Source organism: Limosilactobacillus fastidiosus (assembly GCF_014145505.1).
Lineage (GTDB): Bacteria > Bacillota > Bacilli > Lactobacillales > Lactobacillaceae > Limosilactobacillus > Limosilactobacillus fastidiosus.
Genome location: NZ_JACIUZ010000040.1, coordinates 1 through 21,488, shown reverse-complemented (window position 1 = coordinate 21,488; position 21,488 = coordinate 1). Strand labels below are relative to the sequence as shown.

The 21,488-nt window shown below is 41.2% G+C and carries 18 protein-coding genes, 1 other RNA gene, 1 pseudogene and 1 riboswitch; of the genes and pseudogenes, 6 read left to right on the top strand and 14 right to left on the bottom strand.

The window, feature by feature from the left end:
- Positions 1 to 17: 17 nt before the first annotated feature.
- The 7 genes from asd to lysA are packed head-to-tail and all read right to left on the bottom strand — an operon-like array spanning position 18 to position 7,272.
- Positions 18 to 1,118, bottom strand: a complete 1,101-nt coding sequence (asd, locus tag H5R64_RS05990) for an aspartate-semialdehyde dehydrogenase (RefSeq protein ID WP_182581168.1) — start codon at positions 1,116 to 1,118, stop codon at positions 18 to 20.
- 19 nt (positions 1,119 to 1,137) lie between these two features.
- Positions 1,138 to 2,322 (bottom strand): aminotransferase class I/II-fold pyridoxal phosphate-dependent enzyme, encoded by a 1,185-nt coding sequence (locus H5R64_RS05985; protein WP_182581167.1) that lies wholly within the window; start codon positions 2,320 to 2,322, stop codon positions 1,138 to 1,140.
- A gap of 10 nt (positions 2,323 to 2,332) precedes the next feature.
- A complete protein-coding gene (dapB, locus tag H5R64_RS05980; protein WP_182583041.1) occupies positions 2,333 to 3,112 on the bottom strand; it encodes a 4-hydroxy-tetrahydrodipicolinate reductase in 780 nt (259 codons plus the stop codon).
- Between the two features lie 17 nt (positions 3,113 to 3,129).
- Entirely contained in the window at positions 3,130 to 4,047 is a 918-nt protein-coding gene (gene dapA / locus H5R64_RS05975) for a 4-hydroxy-tetrahydrodipicolinate synthase (protein ID WP_182581165.1), read from the bottom strand.
- Between the two features lie 14 nt (positions 4,048 to 4,061).
- On the bottom strand, positions 4,062 to 5,207 hold the full coding sequence (locus H5R64_RS05970) for an N-acetyldiaminopimelate deacetylase (RefSeq protein ID WP_182581164.1): 1,146 nt from the start codon (positions 5,205 to 5,207) through the stop codon (positions 4,062 to 4,064).
- Positions 5,208 to 5,218: 11 nt separating this feature from the next.
- On the bottom strand, positions 5,219 to 5,929 hold the full coding sequence (gene dapD, locus H5R64_RS05965; protein ID WP_182581163.1) for a 2,3,4,5-tetrahydropyridine-2,6-dicarboxylate N-acetyltransferase: 711 nt from the start codon (positions 5,927 to 5,929) through the stop codon (positions 5,219 to 5,221).
- 32 nt (positions 5,930 to 5,961) lie between these two features.
- The gene (lysA, locus tag H5R64_RS05960) at positions 5,962 to 7,272 is read right to left on the bottom strand and encodes a diaminopimelate decarboxylase (protein WP_182581162.1); all 1,311 of its coding nucleotides are present in this window, start codon (positions 7,270 to 7,272) and stop codon (positions 5,962 to 5,964) included.
- A gap of 90 nt (positions 7,273 to 7,362) precedes the next feature.
- Positions 7,363 to 7,542: riboswitch (Lysine riboswitch) on the bottom strand.
- Positions 7,543 to 7,740: 198 nt separating this feature from the next.
- Here lysA and H5R64_RS05950 point away from each other — a divergent pair.
- The 3 genes from H5R64_RS05950 (at position 7,741) to dapF (ending at position 11,830) form a co-directional block, all read left to right on the top strand.
- On the top strand, positions 7,741 to 9,048 hold the full coding sequence (locus tag H5R64_RS05950; RefSeq protein WP_182581160.1) for an NCS2 family permease: 1,308 nt from the start codon (positions 7,741 to 7,743) through the stop codon (positions 9,046 to 9,048).
- A 415-nt stretch (positions 9,049 to 9,463) separates the two neighbouring features.
- Entirely contained in the window at positions 9,464 to 10,828 is a 1,365-nt protein-coding gene (locus H5R64_RS05945; RefSeq protein WP_182581159.1) for an aspartate kinase, read from the top strand.
- Between the two features lie 12 nt (positions 10,829 to 10,840).
- Positions 10,841 to 11,830, top strand: a complete 990-nt coding sequence (dapF, locus tag H5R64_RS05940; RefSeq protein WP_182581158.1) for a diaminopimelate epimerase — start codon at positions 10,841 to 10,843, stop codon at positions 11,828 to 11,830.
- A gap of 187 nt (positions 11,831 to 12,017) precedes the next feature.
- Here dapF and H5R64_RS05935 read toward each other — a convergent pair whose 3' ends face one another.
- The gene (locus tag H5R64_RS05935; RefSeq protein WP_182581157.1) at positions 12,018 to 12,332 is read right to left on the bottom strand and encodes a hypothetical protein; all 315 of its coding nucleotides are present in this window, start codon (positions 12,330 to 12,332) and stop codon (positions 12,018 to 12,020) included.
- Between the two features lie 34 nt (positions 12,333 to 12,366).
- Positions 12,367 to 13,500 carry a THUMP domain-containing class I SAM-dependent RNA methyltransferase gene (locus tag H5R64_RS05930; RefSeq protein WP_182581156.1) on the bottom strand — a complete coding sequence of 378 codons (1,134 nt, stop codon included), beginning with the start codon at positions 13,498 to 13,500 and terminating at the stop codon, positions 12,367 to 12,369.
- Positions 13,501 to 13,708: 208 nt separating this feature from the next.
- Here H5R64_RS05930 and H5R64_RS05925 point away from each other — a divergent pair.
- Positions 13,709 to 14,064, top strand: a pseudogene (locus tag H5R64_RS05925) (transposase); the annotation flags it as partial.
- 496 nt (positions 14,065 to 14,560) lie between these two features.
- On the opposite strand, the gene H5R64_RS05920 reads toward H5R64_RS05925, so the two are convergent.
- From H5R64_RS05920 to H5R64_RS05905, 4 genes are all read right to left on the bottom strand, one after another.
- A complete protein-coding gene (locus H5R64_RS05920) occupies positions 14,561 to 15,379 on the bottom strand; it encodes an aldo/keto reductase (protein ID WP_182581290.1) in 819 nt (272 codons plus the stop codon).
- Positions 15,380 to 15,526: 147 nt separating this feature from the next.
- Positions 15,527 to 15,901, bottom strand: an RNA gene (gene rnpB, locus H5R64_RS05915) — RNase P RNA component class B.
- Positions 15,902 to 15,915: 14 nt separating this feature from the next.
- Positions 15,916 to 16,278, bottom strand: a complete 363-nt coding sequence (gene gpsB, locus H5R64_RS05910) for a cell division regulator GpsB (RefSeq protein ID WP_182581291.1) — start codon at positions 16,276 to 16,278, stop codon at positions 15,916 to 15,918.
- A 97-nt stretch (positions 16,279 to 16,375) separates the two neighbouring features.
- Positions 16,376 to 16,957 (bottom strand): DUF1273 domain-containing protein, encoded by a 582-nt coding sequence (locus tag H5R64_RS05905; protein WP_182581292.1) that lies wholly within the window; start codon positions 16,955 to 16,957, stop codon positions 16,376 to 16,378.
- Positions 16,958 to 17,256: 299 nt separating this feature from the next.
- Here H5R64_RS05905 and recU point away from each other — a divergent pair, with 299 nt between their 5' ends.
- Positions 17,257 to 17,871: a Holliday junction resolvase RecU gene (gene recU, locus H5R64_RS05900; protein ID WP_182581294.1), complete on the top strand. Its 615-nt coding sequence runs from the start codon at positions 17,257 to 17,259 to the stop codon at positions 17,869 to 17,871.
- 12 nt (positions 17,872 to 17,883) lie between these two features.
- Complete coding sequence (locus H5R64_RS05895) at positions 17,884 to 20,136, top strand: PBP1A family penicillin-binding protein (protein ID WP_182581293.1); 2,253 nt, start codon at positions 17,884 to 17,886, stop codon at positions 20,134 to 20,136.
- A gap of 69 nt (positions 20,137 to 20,205) precedes the next feature.
- On the opposite strand, the gene H5R64_RS05890 is transcribed toward H5R64_RS05895, so the two are convergent.
- Positions 20,206 to 21,441, bottom strand: coding sequence for an ISL3 family transposase (locus H5R64_RS05890; RefSeq protein WP_182582783.1), 1,236 nt, complete (start codon positions 21,439 to 21,441; stop codon positions 20,206 to 20,208).
- Between the last annotated feature and the right edge of the window lie 47 nt (positions 21,442 to 21,488).

Sequence of the window (21,488 nt, the reverse complement as noted above, 5' to 3'; positions counted from 1 at the left end):
AGAGCATTTTTTATTATCTAGTTATTTAGAGATGAAATATAGCCCTTGGCGGTTAACAATTCTGCTAGTTCAATCGCACCACCAGCGGCACCTCGGGCAGTATTATGGGAGAGACCGACAAACTTCCAATCAAAAATCTTGTCTGGGCGAAGACGACCGATTGAAATTCCCATCCCATGTTCAAAGTTGACGTCGTAGCGAACTTGAGGACGATCATCCTCATTCAGATATTGAATAAATTGCCGTGGCGCACTTGGAAGTTTTAATTCTTGGGGAACCCCACTATACTCTTCGAGCGCCTTAATCAACTCTTCCTTACTTGGATTTTGCTTAAAGTTAACAAAGGTTGCCACCGTATGACCGTAAAGAACTGGAACCCGCAAGCATTGACTCGTAATTACTGGTGATTGGGCCTTCACAATTTTTTTCTTCTCTGGATCAAGATGACCAAAGACCTTAAGGGGTTCGTCTTCTGACTTCGCTTCTTCCCCAGGAATATAGGGAATCACATTATTTTGAATTTCTGGAGCCGTTTCAAGAGTCTTACCGGCACCGGAAATTGCTTGGTAAGTACATGCCAATACTTGGGTTGGTTCAAACTTTTGCCAAGCCGCAATCGCTGGTGTGTAGCTTTGAATTGAACAATTTGGCTTAACTGCAACAAAGCCCCGTTGAGTCCCTAGACGTTCCCGTTGTGCCTTAATAATTTCAATATGATCAGGGTTGATTTCTGGCACTACCATTGGCACGTCTGGGGTCCAACGATGAGCACTGTTGTTTGAAACAACTGGAATTTCATGTTTTGCGTACTCATTCTCTAATTTCCGGGTATCGGCCTTATCGAGGTTAATTGCGGAAAAGATAAAGTCGACTTGTGAAGCCACTGTATCAACATCTTCCGCGTCCAAGATCGTCAAGTCCTTCACCCCGTCAGGAATTGGCGTGTCTCCCATCTTCCACCGATCTTTTACTGAATCACCGTATTTTTCTCCAGCACTGTGCTTACTTGCTGCGACAGCCACTACTTCAAACCACGGGTGATTAGTGAGAAGGGTTACATAACGCTGACCGACCATTCCGGTAGCACCGATAACCCCCACTTTTAATTTTTCCTTCATAATCAATGTCATCTTCTCTCTAATTAAACTGTTCCATAAAGGAATTAAGTCGATCAATCACTGTTTTAATATCTTCATCTGAAGCAGCGTATGAAAGACGGATATGTCCTTCACCGCCTGGGCCAAATGCTCGTCCAGGAATTACACCGACCTTTGCTTGATTAGCTAATTCACGGGCAAATTTAAAGTCATCCTTACCAAAGGCTTCCGGAATCTTCGCAAAGATATAGAAAGCACCATCTGGAACAGCGATTTCAAAGCCCATCTTTTTCATCGCACTAGCTAACTGATCCCGACGCTTCTGGTATTGTTGCTTGAACTTATCCGGATCTTCAAGGCCATTTGTCAAAGCTTCTAAAGCAGCTGCTTGGGCAGTATCATTTGGTGCGGTTACCATAAATGAGTGCATCTTTGAAATTTGGTCAATTACATCTTGAGGAGCGGCAACATAACCTAATCGCCAGCCAGTCATTGCATGCGACTTTGATAAACCACTGATCAGAACTGTTTGTTCAGGAAGAAGAGTTGCTAACGATGTAAATGGTTGATCGTAAATTAATTCACTATAAATTTCATCGACAACTGCTAAGAGGTGGTGTTTCTTGATCACCGTTGCTAGTGCAATTAATTCATCATGGGAATAAGACCGACCTGTTGGGTTATTCGGGTAGTTAAGGATAATTGCTTTAACCTTATCTCCTCCCCGCTTTAAGATCTTTTCGAGCCGGTCAGCCGTCAACAAAAAGCCATCATTTGAAGTATCAACCTTCACCGGCGTTGCACCAGTTAAGGAGACACTTGGGAAGTATAGAGAAAAGATCGGTGTGGGGATAATGACTTCGTCGCCCGGATTCAACAGCGCAAAAGTTGTAGCGGTAATCGCTTCGGTTGCTCCAACGGTTACAATCACTTCCGTTTCTGGATCATAGTCAACCGAACGAGTATTGTTTATGTACTCGCTAATTGCTTTCCTGAGGGGTAAAGTTCCCCGACTTGGTGAATAATGAGATTCATTATCCTGAATACTCCGAATGGCAGCCTGTTTAACATGGTCAGGAACATTAAAGTCCGGCTCCCCTAGAGTTAACTTAACAATTCCGGGAATTGCGGAAATTTCATCATCAAATGCGCGAATCTGGGCAGGTGGTAGGGCATCTACCCGTTGATTAACAACAGATACAAGCTGTTGATCTAACTTTGGCATATTCTCCCTCCTATAAGATCTTTTCGAGGCCAACAACTAAGTGATCTAAGTTACCCACTTTTTCTAAGGCAACCTTAACCCCACTCATGAACGATTGACGATCAAAGGAATCTTGGCGGATCGTTAGCGCTTCGCCAGCTCCACCAAAGAGGACTTGTTCATGGGCAATGTAACCGGGCAAACGTACAGAATGAATTTTGATCCCGTGATAGTCGCCACCACGAACGCCAGCTAATGATTCGGTTTCGTCAGGATTACTCTCATGTGATTTACGCACCTGATCAATTAACTTCGCAGTGCTAAGGGCTGTCCCCGAGGGAGCGTCCTTCTTGTCAGCATGGTGCATTTCGATAATCTCCACATCAGGAAAGTACTTGGCCGCTTCCCGCGCAAACTTCATCAACAACACTGCAGACATCCCAAAATTTGGTGCAATTAAACCACCGAGCTGCTTTTGTTGACTAAGTTCAATCAATTCTGTTTCTTGTTTGTCAGTTAAACCGGTTGTCCCCACGACAGGCATCATATCGTTATTTAAAGCGTATTTAACATTATCGTAAACAGCACTTGGAACAGTAAAATCGAGCCAAATATCTGCTACTGAAGGATCAACATCGGTTAAGGAATTGAACACTTGAACATTTTTACCTAAGTGGTATTGTTCACGATCAGCTGACATTAAATGAGGGGCGAGGACAGCTGTTAATTCTATGTTGGCCATTGAATTTACTAAGTCAACCGCCTTTTGACCCATCGCTCCAGTTGCCCCTGCTATTAATACATTTGCCATTATCTATCCCTCCTATTTTATAAACCTAAAGGAAGAGTCTTGTTTTCTAGTGAATCCGCGGGAAGATCCAAGGCCTGTTCAAGTTGCGTTTGCTCTTCCTTATTAAGGGAAAGAATTGGTAGACGGCAGTCACCAACATTAAATCCTTGAGCATTTAAAACAGCCTTAACGGGTGACGGGGATGGGAACATGAAGCAAGCAGCCATCCGAGGAGTAAGCCACCGTTGAAGCTTTCCAGCAAGCTTATAGTCACCTCGATAGAGTGCATCAAACATATGTCGCATTTCGGTAACGTAAATATGTGAAGCAACAGAAATAACCCCGTTAGCACCTAGTACCCGTGAAGTTAAAGCTTGGGCATCTTCACCAGTAAAGACGAGAAAATCATCAGCCTTGTGCTCAATGATATATTCCATTTCGTTTAATGGTGTACATTGCTTAATTCCTGCAATATTTGGGTGTTGAGAAAGTTCAACAACCGTTTTTGGATCCATCTTTGAACCAGTTCGGCCAGGAATATTGTAAATAACAATTGGTAAATTAACGTTATCAGCAACTGTCTTGAAGTACGCCAACATCCCCCGTTGGTTAGGCTTGTTATATGGAGGAACAACGACTAAGGCATAGTCAATACCATTAATTTGCCCAACTTCATTAGTCAAGGCAATTGTTTCTTGGGGATTATTGCTCCCGGTACCAGCAATTACCGGTACCCGACCGTCAACAATTTCACCAAAACGAGTATAAAGAGCAAGTTTTTCATCATGGGTTAATTCTGGTGTTTCACCAGTTGTTCCTCCGATTACAAAACCATTACATCCCCGTTCAATAAGCGAATTAGTCAACTTCTCTAAAGCATTAAAATCGATTTCATTATCGCTATTAAACGGCGTCACGATTGCTGTTAATAAGTCCGCACTTGCTAAAGCTGTCATATTCTTATCCTCCATTATTCTGTCATCCGGTATTCTAAGAAACCTGTAATTGCATCGACACCCTGTTGAATAGCTTCCTCTTTAGGGGTTAACGTTGCTGAATGGAGTTGTGAATCATCATCAACTCCCAGCCAAAACATTGTTCCCGGAAACTTAGCTAATAAGAAACCAAAATCTTCCCCAGTCATTGCTGGTGCAGTTTCTACAAAGTTAACGTTTGGGGCTGATTGCATATACGAAATAAAACGTTTAGTCAATTGGGGATTATTCTCCACTGGCCAATAGCCACCCTGGTTAAGTTCTAGGTGAACATCCATGTTATAACTCCGACCAATTCCTTCACAAATATCCTTTAGCCGTTGATCAATTGTTTCAATCATCTTCTGGGTTAACCCCCGAATGGTTCCCTCAATCCGAGTATGCCCAGCAATTACATTTCTGATTGTTCCCCCGTCAATCTTTCCTAAGGTAATAACACCACTTTGGATGGGATCGATACTTCGGGAAATAACCGTTTGTACCTGACTAATCAACATTGCAGCAGCAACCACTGTATCATTAGCATCTTGTGGGTAGGCAGCATGACCACCCTTACCATTTAAATCAATATTGACTTCAGTTGTTCCTGCAAAGAGAGTTCCCATTCGGCAACCAATTGCTCCGGCTGGTAAATCAGGGTTATCGTGAAGTCCATAAAATTCATCAGGGCGCCAGCGACCATGAAATAAACCAAGTTCGTAGGATTGCTTACCACCACTTTCACTTTCTTCAGCGGGTTGGAAGAAGAAAAGAAGATTATCTTTTGGTTGATGTTCGCTGAAGTAAGAAAGGACACCTAGGGCAACTGTCATGTGGATGTCGTGACCACAGGCATGCATAACACCGGGATGCTTCGAGGAATAAGGCAGCCCCGTCTGTTCTTCAACTGGTAAAGCATCAATGTCAGTCCGATAACCAATCGTCCGTTGAGGATCAAAGCCATGAACGAGGACCATCATTGCAGTTGGTAATTCTTCTGAATTCCGAATTTCAAGAAATTTCTGTTCCATCTTCTTAACCGTTTCAAGCAGAAACTGGTGGGTTTCTGTCTCCTGGAGGGCTAATTCCGGGATTTGATGAAGGTGGCGCCGAATGGCTATTAAATCACTTTCACTTAACATTTCCTCAGCTCCTATAGTTTCCGCAAGTCATCCTCTAAGCCAGTCTTGCTTGCGGTCTTTTTATCAACTTTTTTTACAAACTTAGCGGGAACGCCAGCAACCATTGTATGTGGTTCAACATCATGAGTCACAATAGCTCCGGCAGCAATAACCGCTCCTTCACCAACATGCACTCCTTCAATAACGACAGCATTAGCACCAATTAACACGTTATCGTCGATGCGTACTGGTTGAGCAGAAGCAGGTTCAACAACCCCAGCCAAAACAGTTCCAGCACCAATATGACAATGCTTGCCGACGATGGCGCGACCACCAAGGATAGCCCCCATATCAATCATGGTGTCGTCGCCAATTTCAGCACCAATGTTGATCGTGGCGCCCATCATTATAACGGCATTGTTACCAATTAATACCTTGTCACGAATAATTGCGCCTGGTTCAATCCGGGCATTAATCCCTTTAAGATCGAGTAATGGTACCGCTGAATTCCGAGAGTCATTTTCAATATGGTAGTCTTCAATTAAAGCTTGGTTTTCCTTAAGGAGTGGTTCGACCATCTTCCAGTCACCAAAGATTACACCGGTATGATCATCAACAAAAGATTGGACTTCTTCGGGGAATGTAATTTGACTTAAATCACCCTTTAAGTAAACCTTAACTGGAGTCTTCTTTGGAGCATTACCAATGTAGTTAATAATTGCTTGTGCATCTAATTCAGCCATTTTTTAACCTCTTTCTTCCTATTTAATATTGGTTATTGTGCATATGACCGATCTAAACTGATTAGATCGTCTAATGATTCGCGTTCAATTACTAGTTGAGCTTGTCCATTTTCGGCGAAAACCACTGCCGGACGAGGATTTCGGTTATAATTTGAAGCCATGGAATAACCATAAGCACCAGTATCTAGCATTGCCAAGACATCCCCCGGCTTGGTATCCGGTAATCCTTGATCCTGAGACAAAATATCACCTGATTCACAATATTTTCCAGCAAGACGAACATGTTCTTTAATCGGGGCTTGCGGGTTACTTGCTAATACAGTTTCATACGCTGCTTGATAAAGGGCCGGACGAATATTATCACCCATTCCCCCATTAACCGTAACGTAGGGCTTCAATCCGGGAACATCTTTGCGTGAACCAACCGTGTAAAGGTTATAACCAGCTGGACCAACAATCGAGCGTCCTGGTTCAATCCAGATTGCTGGCATTGCTAAACCCTTTACACTTGTTTCGCTTTTAATTGCCTTGATAATAGCATCAACAAATTCTTCTGGTCTTAATGGATGATCGGATGATACGTAACGGATCCCGAAACCACCACCAACATTAATTACTTCTGCCTCGTAACCAAATTGATCACGCCAATGGGCTGCTACTTCAACAAGCTTTTTAGCAACCCCCTTAAAGCCGGCAAGTTCAAATATTTGTGAACCGATATGAGCATGAAGGCCACGCATCTTCATCCGCGGGTTAGCTAAGATTTTTTGTAATGCTTCATCAGCTTGACCAGACTGGAGGTCAAAACCAAACTTGCTATCCACTTGACCGGTTTGAATGTACTTATTGGTGTGAGCTGAAATTCCGGGGGTTATCCGTAACATTACGTCAACAGTCGTATTCTTTGATTCTAAGACCGCTGATAAGAGGTCAATTTCATGAAAGTTATCAATCATGATGATCCCGACATGATGGTCGATTGCCATTTCAAGCTCTTCTTTAGACTTATTATTACCATGAAAACTAACCCGTTCCATTGGGAAGCCAGCTTTAATTGCTGTATAGAGCTCACCAGCAGAAACAACATCGACGTGGGCTTGCTCGGCAGCGGCTACTTGATACATTGCAATGGCTGCAAATGCCTTACTTGCGTAACTAACTGCATAGTCAACATTGTTTTCTTCAAATACCTTACGGAAGCTCCGAATCTGATTCCTAATTTGTGAGACATCATAAACTACTAAAGGCGTCCCGTATTCATGAGCTAACTCAATTGAGTCACAGCCACCAATCATTAAATGACCAGCATCAGTTAACTGTTGAGCAGTAATTTGTTGGTTCATAATAATTCCTCCATTACTCATTCGGGGAAAATCAAGGTGATAAAAAAACCACTGTCTGCGCAAAGACAAACAGTGGATGTATTTTATCCGTCTTGTCGATAGCGCACCGTGGGCTGATATTGTCCCACGACAGTCCGCAACTTATTCAGCTACGCCCCAGCTACCTAACCTTGCCAAGTTAGACGCTTCGGCAGCCGCCCTGTTCAATAACCCTCATTGCTTGGCAAGCTGAGATTACCTACTAGTGTTGACTGCGCCTCTTCGATTTATAAATATAATAGGAGTCTTAGATTAGAATGTCAACACAATTATTAATTTTTCTCATATTGATTTAATTTATTCTCACTAAGAATTACATATCTTCTTATATTTAGTCAAATTTCAAGAAAGTCAATCATCAAACTAATTTCTGTGATATTCTAGTAGGAATAAGTTTTTAAATTTACTTTAAGAAGAGGAGAATTAATAGTGTTAGACCGGATCTTTCATTTAAGTGAAGCTCACACCACTGTTAAGAGCGAATTAATCGCTGCTTTAACGACATTTGTGAGCCTGTCATACATTCTATTTGTTAACCCAAATATTTTGCACGCTGCGGGAATTAATAAGGGAGCTGCCTTTACGGTTACCGCGGTTGCTACCGCAATTGGTTGTTTCTTAATGGGGCTAATCGCTAATTACCCGATTGCCTTAGCACCAACCCTTGGGAGTGCTGCTTTCTTTGCCTACAACGTAGTTATTGGGATGCACATTAACTGGCAAACAGCTTTAGCAAGTGTCCTGGTTGCTTCTTTCCTGTTCATTTTAATTACCGTTCTTAAATTGCGGGAGAAAGTTGTTGACGCCATTCCAAAAGACATTAAATATGCTATTTCTGCGGGAATTGGATTATTCATTGCCTTTATTGGGTTGCAAAACGGGAAGCTGATCGTGAATAATTCTTCATCCCTAGTTGGCCTTGGTTCCTTTGGTAATTCGGATGTTTGGCTAACCTTATTTGGCTTAATTTTAACCATTATCTTAATGGCAGCTCGGGTTCCGGGTTCCATCTTTATTGGAATGATCATTACCGCCATCTTCGGAATGTGCATCGGACAAATTCCTTTACCACACGGTATTATCTCTACTGCACCAAGTATGGCCCCAACATTTGGTCATGCGATTTTCCACCTAAAGGACATTAATACTCCTCAATTATTCATGGTGGTTTTGACTTTCTTATTGGTAACTTTCTTTGATACTGCTGGGACACTAATCGGGATGACCCAACAAGCAGGAATGGTCGATAAGAACGGTAAAATCCCTCGGATCGGTAAAGCCTTCTTATCTGACTCCCTTGCCATGGTTGAAGGAGCAATCTGCGGGACGGCCCCACTTGGCACTTCTGTTGAATCAAGTGCCGGAATCGCCATGGGTGGTCGAACTGGATTAACTGCCGTCTTCGTTGGGATCCTATTCTTAATTTCAATGATTTTCAGCCCCTTACTAGCGGTTATTCCCACGACCGTTACTGCACCAGCCCTAATCATCGTGGGGGTTCTCATGGCCAATAACCTGAAGTACATCAACTGGGATCGCTTTGAAATCGCCTTTCCGGCCTTCCTTGTTGTTGTCGGAATGCCATTAACCTACTCCATTTCCGATGGCTTGGCACTTGGAATGATTGCTTATCCAATTACCATGATCGCTTCCAAGCGCTACAAGGACGTTTCACCAATGATGTATGCCCTCTTCGTCATCTTCATCGCGTTCTTCTTGATAACGAATATGAAATAGAGTATGACTCAGCAAAGAACTTGCGAAAGACTAGCAATTTCCTGAGGAACACGTTTCGACCATGACTTAGTAGAACTAGAAAATCCCGGCCGATGATTAGTTACAATCAAGACCGGGATAACTAGGCGGAAGTTACAGTCACGATGGGTGCGTCATGGCTATGTCGCAGGAGCAAGTTACCGAAAAGTATGTTTCGGCTATACTCTAGAAAAGATCAGGTTGTGTGATTCAACCTGGTCTTTTTTTGCTCTCTCATTTCTTCAATACTGTCAATATGCTCGTCAGGAGCTTACTGGCCTTCCGCAAGCTCTTTGCTGGCTCGCACTCGAAAATTGTTCTTGCATATTTATCAATCAATGTTAAAATTCGATTAAAAACTTTGCATGGATTTCTCATGCACAAAGGAGAATTGAAGATGAAGGTTGTTAAGTTTGGGGGCAGCTCCTTAGCTGATGGTCCTAGCTATGAACATGCAATTAAAATTATTACTAGTGATCCAGAACGGCGAGTCGTTGTCACTTCCGCTCCCGGAAAACGGAATTCTAATGATATCAAGGTTACTGATCTCCTAATTAAATATGCAAACGCAATTAGTAAAAACGAAGAACAAGAAGCAATGCTCGTTCGTAAGGAAATCCTGTTACGCTATCAAGCAATTGCCGATTACTTTAATTTACCAAATGACCAGTTACAACCATTAGTAGATCGGCTAGCCAAGTTACCAAATGCTGATTACCCAAATAATAATTACTTAATGGCTGCTTTTAAGGCTCATGGGGAAAGACTAAACGCTGAACTAATGTCTTTGATCCTTAACTATTTAGGTTATCCAGCACGCTTTGCAACACCGGAAGAAGTTGGTTTAAAGGTCGCTGGGACACCAAATAACGCTACTGTGATCCCAGAAACGTACGCACGGTTGGCAAACTTCTCGTTTAGCAATCATGAAATCATTGTTTTTCCCGGTTTTTATGGCATTACTCTTGCTGGCCATATCGCCACTTTCTCTCGGGGAGGATCTGATATTACCGGAGCCATTCTTGCCCGAGGCCTTCATGCGGGAATGTACGAAAACTTTACCGATGTTGATGCGATCTATTCAGCTAATCCGAACGTCGTTGATCATCCCCAACCAATTGCTAAAATGACTTATCGTGAAATGCGTGAACTCTCCTATGCAGGTTTCTCTGTTTTCCACGATGAGGCCTTAATTCCAGCAATTCAGGGAAACATCCCAATTAACGTTAAAAATACAAGCGATCCGGAGAAACCAGGAACTTTAATTGTCCCTGACCACTCCTTCCAACCAACTGATATCATTACCGGGGTTGTTAGCGGCAAGCACTTTGCCGCACTCTACCTGCATAAATACTTACTCAACAAGGAAGCCGGATTTACTTTACGGATTTTACAGATTCTAGCTCGTCACAACGTTTCTTATGAACATATGCCATCCGGGATCGACGATATCACGGTCATTTTTGATAAAAAGGAACTTGATGACGAACTTGTTGATATTATCTGTAATGAAATTCAAGAAGAAATTAACCCTGACCGATTAGAATGGATTGATAATTATGCCATTACAATGGTGGTTGGCGAAGGAATGCGCAATCGAACGGGGGTAATCAACGATATTTTAAATCCGCTGGCTGAAGAACACATTGCTGTTCCAATGATTAACCAGGGAGCATCAAGAATTGCGATCATGATCGGCACTTATAACCAAGATGCGGATGCAGCGGTCCGGGCGATCTATCACCGCTTCTTTGCTAACTAGGGGGAATTAACTATGGTTGAATTATTAAAAGTTCATGGTTCTCAAAATTGCTTCTTTATTTTGGACCAGACAAAGCTTAATCAAGAACTAAATGATGATGAATTAATTGCACTCGCCCAACAAATAACAAATAAAGAAAATGGGCTTCTCGGTGGCGCTGATGGTGTCCTCGTAGTAAATAAGCCTGTTCGTGAAGGAGCAACGGCTCAAATGCGTGTAATAAACGCTGACGGGAGTGAAGCATCCATGTGCGGTAATGGTTTACGAACCGTTGCTCGTTACGTCGCAGAACGTGATGGCATTACCTCATTTAAGGTAGATACAATGAACGCCAGCCTCCAAGTTCGGCAACAGCCCGATCTTGCTTCTGATGTTCCTGCCTTTGCCGTTGAAATCTCACCAGTACGGTTTAACAAGGAAGCCCTTCCTTACAATCATCTTGGTCATGCTCGCCTGCTAGATACTCCAGTCCCTGAATTACTTCCGGGATTCCGTTTTTCTGGAATTGCGGTCCCCAATCCTCACTTGATTTCATTTGTTGATGAAGAAGGGTTTAAGGAACTAGGGTCCCTTGGTAAGTGGCTAAATGGCGATAATCCTTACTTTACGGATGGCGTTAACGTTAATTTTGCCCATATTTTGGGACATAATCAAATCTTCGTAAAGACGTTTGAGCGGGGCGTTGGTTTTACAAATGCCTGTGGAACTGGGATGTCAGCTACTTCTCTCGCCTTTGCTTTAATCCATCCTGATCAAGCGGACTTCGACCAACCAATTACCGTCTTTAATCCTGGTGGAATGGTAAAAACAATCCTCCACCACGAAAACCATCGCTACTGGATTGAATTAATCGGTAACGCAACCTTTACGCATAAAATTGAAGTAAGTGAGGCTGCTTTGCATGATGCAAACGTTACTAACGAAAACGCTACTGTGAATGAAACTGGCGAACAAGCTGCTTACCTGAATTTCGTTCATCAATTAGATAAGCCCAATTTTTAACGAATAAACGAATAATTGTAAATAAATTTAAGGATAAGGGTTTACATTAGTACCCACCAGGACTTATAATGTAATTGTTATAAAGAGTTCTAGGATCCAGTAATTTTTACAGTTCTTAGTAAAGAAGGACATAACTATAATAGTTATGTCCTTCTTTTTTATATTTTATCAATTTTTAATAGAACCATTATGATTCATGACTTTGGCGATACTGTTCACGAGTCATCTGGATATTTTGATGAGAAGCTGGTGATGTAGGAGCTTTAGCTTGAGAAACATTTTCTTTCGCTACACTTGCAGTTTCTTCAAGTTCAGTAGAATCTGTTTGTTCTATTCCACTTACTATCTCGACCGTTTTCTTGGCAGTATTATAGTTTTCTTGGACAACCCTAATCAGCTCTTCATTAGGATGAGGTTGTTTTTTTAGTTCTAATAATTGCTTTAACGAACTAACCATGATTTTCTTTGAAGATATGACAATATCTTGTAAGTTTTTTTCCAAGATTATAAATTCTCCTTTTTAAAAGAAATTTTTACTAACGCTTCTTTTTACCCCAATATTGGAAAAGATCTGTTCTTAATGCACCGTTATATAGTTTCCGTCGCTTTGTTGCGGGAGCACCATAGTATTTTTCAAATTCCATATCGGCAGTTAGAATGTACTTACTCCAAGTAGTCATTGGGCGATAAATTTGGCCCATTTGCCGATAAAGTTCGTGGACAGTTTCCTTATCACTTAAGCGCTCACCATATGGCGGATTAGCAACAATAACACCATTAAGCTTATCAGTGTGCCAGTCCTTAACCGCTAACTGTTTAAAGGTAATATCATGTGTCAAGCCTGCAGCTCGACAGTTTACTTGAGCAATATCAATCATATTCTGGTCAATATCGTAACCATGGATATCCAATTCAACATCGTAATCAGCTTTACTATCGGCCTCATCACGGACTTCATCAGATAAACCATCAGGAACAAGGTTAGTCCATTGCTCACAAACAAAGCTCCGGTTAATTCCTGGGGCAATATTATGACCATACAGGGCTGCCTCGATTGGAATTGTTCCTGAACCACAAACTGGGTCAACAAATGGGTTATCTGGGAACCAGTGCGCTAGCATAACTAATGCAGCAGCCATATTTTCCTTTAAGGGTGCCCCACCTTTTGCTTTTCTGTATCCCCGTTTAAATAGGCTATCACCGGTTGTATCTAGCGTTAAAAGGACATGATCCTTATTAATTGCTACTTCTAGTGGATATAAAGCTCCGGTTTCGGGTAATCTTGTCCGACGATGGTACACATCGCTCAGTTTTCGGACAATTGCCTTTTTGACAATTGCTTGTACAGAAGGAACATTATGTAATTGTGAATGATGACTTTTTCCTTCGACCGGGAATTGAGCATCAACAGGAAGCAAACTTTCCCATGGTAATGCTTCAGTCCGATCAAAAAGTTCTTCAAACGATTTAGCTTCAAATTCGCCAACAATAATCTTTACTCGATCAGCAGTTCGTAACCATAAATTAGTGGTTAGAACGTCCTTCATTGTCCCAGTAAAACGGACCCGACCATTTTCCACCCGGGTTTCATAACCAAGATTTCGTAATTCTTTACCAACCAGTGCTTCAATTCCAGAAGCAGCGGTGGCCAATAGTTGATATTCTTGCAAAGTAAGAACTCTCCCTTTAAGTTAATTCCTATTATTTATTATAAGTAATTCCTAAAAAAAAGGGAACCCAAGTGGTACTCAGATTCCCAATATAAATACATGTACAAGGATTTAATAGAAATTAATGATATTTTCTATTCTATTAATACTAACTCCCTTGCTCTTTTAACTTTTGCTTATATTCAGCCCGTGTCATTCGATGCTTTGGTCTCTGCTTGGTGAGCTTGGTGATATCCGACGTTTTAGAAACAGTAACGCTCTGAACGCCTTTATTGGAATCGATCTTCGTCATTACGAATCAGGAGAATATGTAGCTACTGACCATATTAGTAAACGGGGAAATACTGTCGCCAGGAAAATTTTATTCAAAGCAATCCAAAATATAGCTTCAGCTGCTCACTACCACCCTAACCATATCAATGACTACTACAGTGCAGGAAAAAAGAAAATGGCCAACATGGCACTAAAAAGATTGCCATCGCCGCCATTCACCGTTTACTACGCACAATTTATCATCTCGTCATAAATAATCAATTTTATGATTATACATTAGCTAAAGGATAATCCAAAAGTTGATTCAGATTGCAGGTTCAGTCCACTGTTAAATTATCCCTCAACAATGGGCTTTTTTGTCGTACCTTCAAATAAGCTATTTTTCTGTTATATTTTTAAATTTAAACAAAAAGAAAAGAGAAACTACCAACATAAAAACAAATAATGTCGGTAATTTCTCTTGACTAAGCGTAGAAAAGTACTAATTGGATCCAATAATTACTTTGAATCATTGTTAACTATATTAGACTTGTGACAAAATTTCAACCATTTTTAACAATTTAATCGCAATTTTGTATTAAACAAATCAAACAATTCACATGATAAACTTAAAGTGTCAAATTTACTCATTCAAAATCATTTCAAACTGATAAGTGAAAACTTTGCTTAAAACTCCTTGCTATAACAGTAACTATAATAACGCACTAAATATTCACACAGTCTTTACCTAGTTATACGTTTTAAGCCCACTAATCGTTCTATCAGCCAAAATTCACAAATATTAATCTTAATAATTTTTCTCTTGCATAGTGGCTGGCCAACCATCAATTGATTTTTTAGCATCCAATTCTCGTAGTTTAGCCATTTCTTCACCATTTAATTCAAAATCAAAAATATCAATATTTTCTTCCATATGTTTTGTATTTGTTGTTTTCGGAATTACTACAATTCCACATTGAATTAAGTAGCGTAAGGTGACTTGAGCTGGTGTCTTTTGATACTTACGGCCAATCTCCTCTAGAACAGGAATATCAAGGAACCCTGGATTAGCTTCACCTAATGGCGCATATGATTCATGAACAATGTTATTTTCAGTTAAGTAGTCATGCATCCGTTGTTGTTGCCATAAGATATGGGTTTCAATTTGGTCAACCATTGGCTTAATCGAAGAATTATCAATAATCTCTTGAACTTGTGAAGCGTTAAAGTTACTTAAACCAATTGCTCGAACCTTTCCCTCCTTATAAGCATCCTCAATTGCCCGATAGGTTTCTAAATCATTTCCCATTGGCCAATGGATCAAAACAAGGTCAAAGTAATCTTGGTTAAAGTCAATTAATGACTGATCAAGTCCCTGACGAGTTTCCTTATAACCACTTGTTTGGACCTTCGTGGTAACAAAAACACGTTCCCGTGCTAAGCCACTTTCCTTAATTGCTTCACCAACACCTTCTTCATTACCATAGTATTGAGCAGTATCAATTAACCGGTAACCAAGACGAAGTGCCTTTGCAACATTTAATAATGTACTATTTGCTGTAATTTGGTATGTTCCAAAGCCTAGCATTGGCATTTCGATGCCATTATTCAATTTAACTGTTTTCATGGAATTCATCTCCTTACTCTTATTATATTCTTTTTTGTTTACGGTTTGTTATTTTTAGTTTTAGTTAAAGTAAATATCTACTTATTATATAGCTGAAATTTTAAAAATAAAAAAGCCCGGGCGAACCCGGACTACCTGAATGCAAGAATCTGTAGGCCATGTTTTGTCGTAGTATAACCATCAGGCAAAAGTTATACCGAGGTAATCATCTATCTCAGAGCAAAAAGCTCTCCCCTGGAATTGCTTCAATTTGCTATCCAAAGCTCCCCTACCGTAGTTTGGGTTTACCGCTTGAGGGGTTTACCGCGTTCCACCAATAAAGTTTCCCTTATTGTATCGTCACTGTGGCACTTTTCAGGAATACTCGGACATAGTAAAACCGTAGCCGTTTCTTCCGCCGTTACCGAATAAACCGGTACCCCGCCTTATTTTTTCAGCGAGCACAAACACTACAGGCATCGCAGCCTGTGCGAGCATGGACCTTCCTAACATAACATAAGCTATGCTCAATTACCCAAGACTTGCATATTAAGTTATTAAAGTAAGTGTGAGTCGTTCTCTTGGCTATTAGCCCCCATTTGAGAGCCGAAGACACGCCGTTCCAAGTTAGATAACCGTTTAAGAATATCCATGTTGGTAGCATTAGAAACAGGTTGAGAAGCAGCTCCATTATTCATTGATGAACCAACCTCAACTTGACGGTTAAGCTCATCAACTTTAGCACGAAGCCGTTCGTTCTCACTGTTTAGGCGATCGACTTCTTTGTTAAAGGTGTCGTAATCCTTGATAACATCATCCAAGAAAGAATCAACGTCGGCTTCATCATAGCCCTTTCCGATGTTTCGTTCCTTGAATTGCTTATGCAAAATATCCTGTGGAGTAAATTTAATGTTATCCAATTTGTACACCTCAATTGCTAAACTTCAAAAGTACATTAACTATCATACCTAACTCATTCTCTAAATTCAAGCACTTTAACCTGATATTCCGGAAATCCTAGAATTTATTTTCCTTTTCCGCATCTTGTTGACGTTCTTGCCACTCAACAGCAGCTTCTTGAAGCTCATCAAAGTCAACTAATTGGTAAGAATAATCATTATTTTGCTGGAATTTTTGAATTGCTTGGTAATCGTACTTTCCCTTCCCCTCATGATCCGGATCGTAAATCAACAGTGCTTCATCAGTATGAGTTAACATGAAATGTTGAAAAGCGCGCAATTGTTGGGGTGATTGATATGGGTGATCGCTGACGCTAGCGTTAAAGTCGACAGCCGATTGCAAGTTAGCTAATTTCACCTGGTTGCTTTCATTCCACTGTTGACCAAACTCGGTAAATGGCAACATCATTGAAACTCGCAACTGGGGATAATCTTTCTTCAATTCCAGCGCAACTTCAATTGCCCACTGCTCAGTTCCTAATTGAGGGCCTGTAATCAGCCAAAATTCGTCATTACTTTCTTCTAACCGTTGTTTGAGCTCACGAGTAATCACATCCTTAATGACCCTCACTTTAGGATCATCATCCTTAAAGACATTGAGTTCGTAACTGCGGTAACCTGTAATCCACAGACGTCGCATTTTTATCACCTCATTTTTAATATTAAATAGGTAGAGAAAATTCAAGTATGATTTTAATTTGCAAAACTCGTTTGTCACGACCGCAACCCTTATCTAGGAGTTCTAATGGTTTCACCGTGATCACAATTTCCGGTTAACTATCTCTGACCTGAGTGTGAATCAATCATCATCCGGGATTTTTTAATATTCAATTGCTAATTTATCACGGCTCACATTCCACTTTCATAATTTAACATTTCTGTATCAATCATCGTAACCCAACTCTGGTATAATACTTCTAGTTAGGAGAGTGATCAATGGTGAATATTCACTATCCCAATGGTCAAAAGCCTCGAAAGGAGTATAATCCACATCGGGACTTACCGACCCCCCACCAGTCCATTTACGCAAAGCGGGGAATGTCACTGGAAGATGAAATTAATCATAGTAATCAATATTACTTAGCAAACCACATTGCAGTCATTCATAAGAAACCAACTCCCATTCAGTTGGTGAAAGTCGACTATCCCAAACGAAGTGCAGCAGTAATTAAGGAAGCTTATTTTCGCCGTCCTTCCACAACGGATTACAACGGGGTTTACAAGGGTTACTACATTGACTTTGATGCGAAGGAAACGCGGAACAAACGTTCATTCCCATTAAAGAATTTTCATCCCCACCAAATTAACCACATGCGTGAATGTATCAAACAAGGTGGTATCTGTTTTGCATTTATCAAATTTACAGAATTAGATCTTATCTATCTATTACCAGCTACCATCCTGTTTAACTTCTGGGATCAGCAAGAATCTGGCGGTCGGAAATCCATTCCCCTCGCAACAATCGCAAAGAATGGCTACCAGATTGGGTACCGACTTAATCCCCGTCTCCCCTACTTAGATGCGGTGGATCAGATTATTGCTAATAAAAAGTAAAAGGAGATTATCATGTCGAATAACGATGAACCACGTCGCGAAGATCAATATCGTGACGATGGTGGTTACGATGATGGTCGTAAGCCATTATTAAAGCGCATCCTTCTATGGATTTGCGGGGCAATCGTCCTCTTTTTCATTGCAGGATGTGCGCTATTTTTCTACTACGCTTCAAGCGCCCCTAAGATTAGTCAGCGTGAATTGTCTAGTCAAAATACGACAGTCATTTATGATGCTAATAATAAAATCATTTCGCGACTGGGAGCGCAAAAGCGGGATTATGCTTCAGATTCACAAATTCCGGAAACGTTAAAACACGCCGTTGTTGCTATTGAGGACCGGCGTTTCTATAAGCACCATGGGGTCGACATTCGACGGATCTTCGGTGCTGCGATCAATAACGTTCTTGGCCGTTCAGACGGGATGCAAGGAGGAAGTACCCTTACTCAACAGTTAGTTAAACTTTCTGTCTTTTCAACGGCTCAATCAGACCGTACTTTCAAGCGAAAGGCCCAAGAAGCCTGGTTAGCTCTCAACGTTGAACGTCACTTTAGCAAGAACCAAATCCTCAAGTACTATATTAATAAGGTTTACATGGGGAACGGGGTTTACGGAATGCGGACAGCTGCCCAATACTACTATGGTAAGAATTTGAACCAGTTGGATCTTTCCCAACTAGCCTTACTTGCTGGAATGCCACAATCACCGACTAATTACAACCCTTTGGCAGCTAATACCAAATATGCTACCGCACGGCGAAACGAAGTCTTGAACGCTATGGTTCGTGCTGGTTATATTAGTAAATCAGCCGCACAAAAAGCGGCTAATGAAAGCGTTACTGATGGGTTAGATCCTGACCACGGTGACGTTGAATCAAGTGAAACTAATGTTAAGGAAAAGATCGTTGATCCATACATTAAGGAAGTTCTAGCCCAATTACAGGCAGAAGGGTACAACCCGAATACTGATGGGTTACTTGTTCACACTAACATGGATCTTGGCGCTCAAAAGAAACTCTACGAAGCTGCTAACAATGAAGTTTCCTTCCAAAATGACCAAATGCAGGCTGGGGCTGCTGTCACTGATCCCCATAATGGTCAAGTGATTGCCATGCTTGGTGGCCGGCACTCCAATGTTATCTATGGCCTTAACCGGGCCGTTCAACAAAACCGGAGTTCTGGTTCAACCGCTAAGCCACTAATGGATTACGGTCCAGCAATCGAATATCTCCAATGGCCAACCTTTAAGACCGTTTCTGATACTAAATTCTACTGGCCAGGAACTAACAAGGTCCTCCATGACTTTGATAAGAAGTACAAAGGTAATATGACAATGCGGTCTGCCCTTGTTGAATCACGAAATGTTCCGGCTATTCGGACTTTACAAGAAGTCGGAATCAAACGAGCAACCACCTTCCTTGGCGGTTTAGGAATTTCCCAAAAGGAACCATATACTTTACAAAACGGGATTGCCCTCTACATTTCACCACTGCAAATGTCTGCCGCTTATGCGGCATTCGCTAACGGGGGTACTTACTACCGTCCTTACTACATTAATTCCATTACCACGATGGATGGAAAGACAAAGACTTATTCCCCACATGGTAAACGGGCAATGAGTAAGGCAACTGCATACATGATGACCGATATGTTAAAGGGTGTTTTCACTAACTCGGCTTCAACCGGAACCGCTGCTTACTTAAGCGGTGTCCACCAAGCCGGAAAGACCGGGACCACTGACTTCCCTAATGGTGGTTCTGGTGTGATGGATTCCTGGATGGCTGGTTACACCAAAAACTATTCAATCGGAATCTGGACAGGATTTGATCACCCAATGAACGGTGGGGCAATTTCTAGTCAATACGAACGGACCGCAGTTCTTCTTTACAAGAGCATTATGCAATACCTTGATGAAGAAAACCACGCTTCTAACTGGAAGATGCCTGATACCGTTGAAGCTGTTCGGGTTAACGGCAAACGACAATTGGTTATTAAGGATTCCAAGTGGGCATTGATGTACAGTGCTTGGAATGATGGCGACGATGATAGCGAAACGGTTCATTCTGAATCTAGTTCGAGTTCTGCCACTGGTTCTTCATCAGGCAGTTCTAGCGAATCTCTTTCTGAAAGTCGTTCGATCGAAAGTATTTTAAACGGTGGGTCACATACTGAAAGCAACTCATCATCTGCAACACAAAGCAGTAGCACAAGTACTTCTACATCACCCGCTCCTTCTCCAGCACCTAACGCTGGCAATGGACAATAATTAAGAGGGTATCCGTCAACTGGTATTGATGGATATCGATGCCACTCACAGAAATGTGGGTGGTATTTTTTATGCAAATAGACAATCAATTCTTAAAAAGAAAAAGTTTTGATTGGCAAACCCATAACAGGTTCGTTTAAGAGTTTTAATTTTCCGATTAATTCCTTCTAATGGACCGTTCGAAAATTCATACTTGGTGCTGTTAATTACTGCTTGTTGGTTCTTCCTAAAGGTTCTGATCGTAGTATCCATTTCAGTATTAGTAGTCTGGTAATTTTGTAAAACCGCTTGAAGAAGTTTGGGATCACGCTCCTGAAGGGCTTGAGTAATTGCTTGATATGTTTGGTAAACGACCTTAAAGTCAGTGAATTTACTGGTGATTAAGTCAACAGCGTTTTGTTTCGTCATATATTCATTTATCCCCCGGAGATAAACAGGCTTTTCGGGGTGAAGTTCGGTCTGCTTAAGATGAAATAAGCGCCATTGGTTTTTCATAATCTTATATTCACGACTGTGTTTATCTAAGAACTTAAGAATATTAAGTCGACAGTTATCTAAAGCTCGACCGGCCAATTGGACAATATGAAAACGATCAATAATGATTTGGGCATTCGGAAATAGACGGTAAATAAAGCTCTGGTATTGTGCATTGAGGTCGATAACGACCGATTCTACCCGAGCTCGTTCGGCTTGACTATAACGATTTTCAAAGTAATCAATAATCGATGGTGAAAGCCGATTGTGAAGTTTAACCACTAGTTGGTGACTTTCACTGTCACAACAAATAAATGACATGATGGACTTAGTTGAACGAAACTCATCAAAGCAGAGGTGTTTAGGAAGAACGGCCATCCGATAATGCGGTTTAACGCGTTCGATAGTCGTCCGCCGAACACTGCTGGGCGAGCAATGACAAAGGCGAGCGATTAGCTCGCCATTCATACCTTCATGAACAAATAGCATAATTTGACTTTTGAGTTTTCGAGTAAGGGTCTGATTGGGCTTAGTTAAATCTGTTGTCGCACCGAAGGTTGTTTGGCAATTGGAACAGTAATAACGTTGCTTAGCCAGGATCATTTCATACCGCATGCCATTAAGACTCGCTAAGCGAAGATGAGTTTTGCGAAAGCCATTTTTGACCACAGTTTCAAATCCACAATTTTTACAGCGCGCCACCGGATAAGATAAGGAAGCATGGATTACTTTAAGCTGCTCATTGTTTTTCGAGGTTGTTTCAACATTAAGAACTTTAATGTTTCGGTCTTCAATTCCGAGGAGATTTAGGATAGAATTATTTAGGGACATCTGTATAACCTTCTTTACATGATTTTTGTGGTGAATTGATTGTACAA

Coding starts and splice junctions, on each gene's coding strand:
- asd (WP_182581168.1), bottom strand. CDS start 1,118: ATGAAGGAAAAATTAAAAGTGGGGGTTATCGGTGCTACCGGAATGGTC.
- H5R64_RS05985 (WP_182581167.1), bottom strand. CDS start 2,322: ATGCCAAAGTTAGATCAACAGCTTGTATCTGTTGTTAATCAACGGGTA.
- dapB (WP_182583041.1), bottom strand. CDS start 3,112: ATGGCAAATGTATTAATAGCAGGGGCAACTGGAGCGATGGGTCAAAAG.
- dapA (WP_182581165.1), bottom strand. CDS start 4,047: ATGACAGCTTTAGCAAGTGCGGACTTATTAACAGCAATCGTGACGCCG.
- H5R64_RS05970 (WP_182581164.1), bottom strand. CDS start 5,207: ATGTTAAGTGAAAGTGATTTAATAGCCATTCGGCGCCACCTTCATCAA.
- dapD (WP_182581163.1), bottom strand. CDS start 5,929: ATGGCTGAATTAGATGCACAAGCAATTATTAACTACATTGGTAATGCT.
- lysA (WP_182581162.1), bottom strand. CDS start 7,272: ATGAACCAACAAATTACTGCTCAACAGTTAACTGATGCTGGTCATTTA.
- H5R64_RS05945 (WP_182581159.1), top strand. CDS start 9,464: ATGAAGGTTGTTAAGTTTGGGGGCAGCTCCTTAGCTGATGGTCCTAGC.
- dapF (WP_182581158.1), top strand. CDS start 10,841: ATGGTTGAATTATTAAAAGTTCATGGTTCTCAAAATTGCTTCTTTATT.
- H5R64_RS05920 (WP_182581290.1), bottom strand. CDS start 15,379: ATGAAAACAGTTAAATTGAATAATGGCATCGAAATGCCAATGCTAGGC.
- H5R64_RS05905 (WP_182581292.1), bottom strand. CDS start 16,957: ATGCGACGTCTGTGGATTACAGGTTACCGCAGTTACGAACTCAATGTC.
- H5R64_RS05895 (WP_182581293.1), top strand. CDS start 17,884: ATGTCGAATAACGATGAACCACGTCGCGAAGATCAATATCGTGACGAT.
- H5R64_RS05890 (WP_182582783.1), bottom strand. CDS start 21,441: ATGTCCCTAAATAATTCTATCCTAAATCTCCTCGGAATTGAAGACCGA.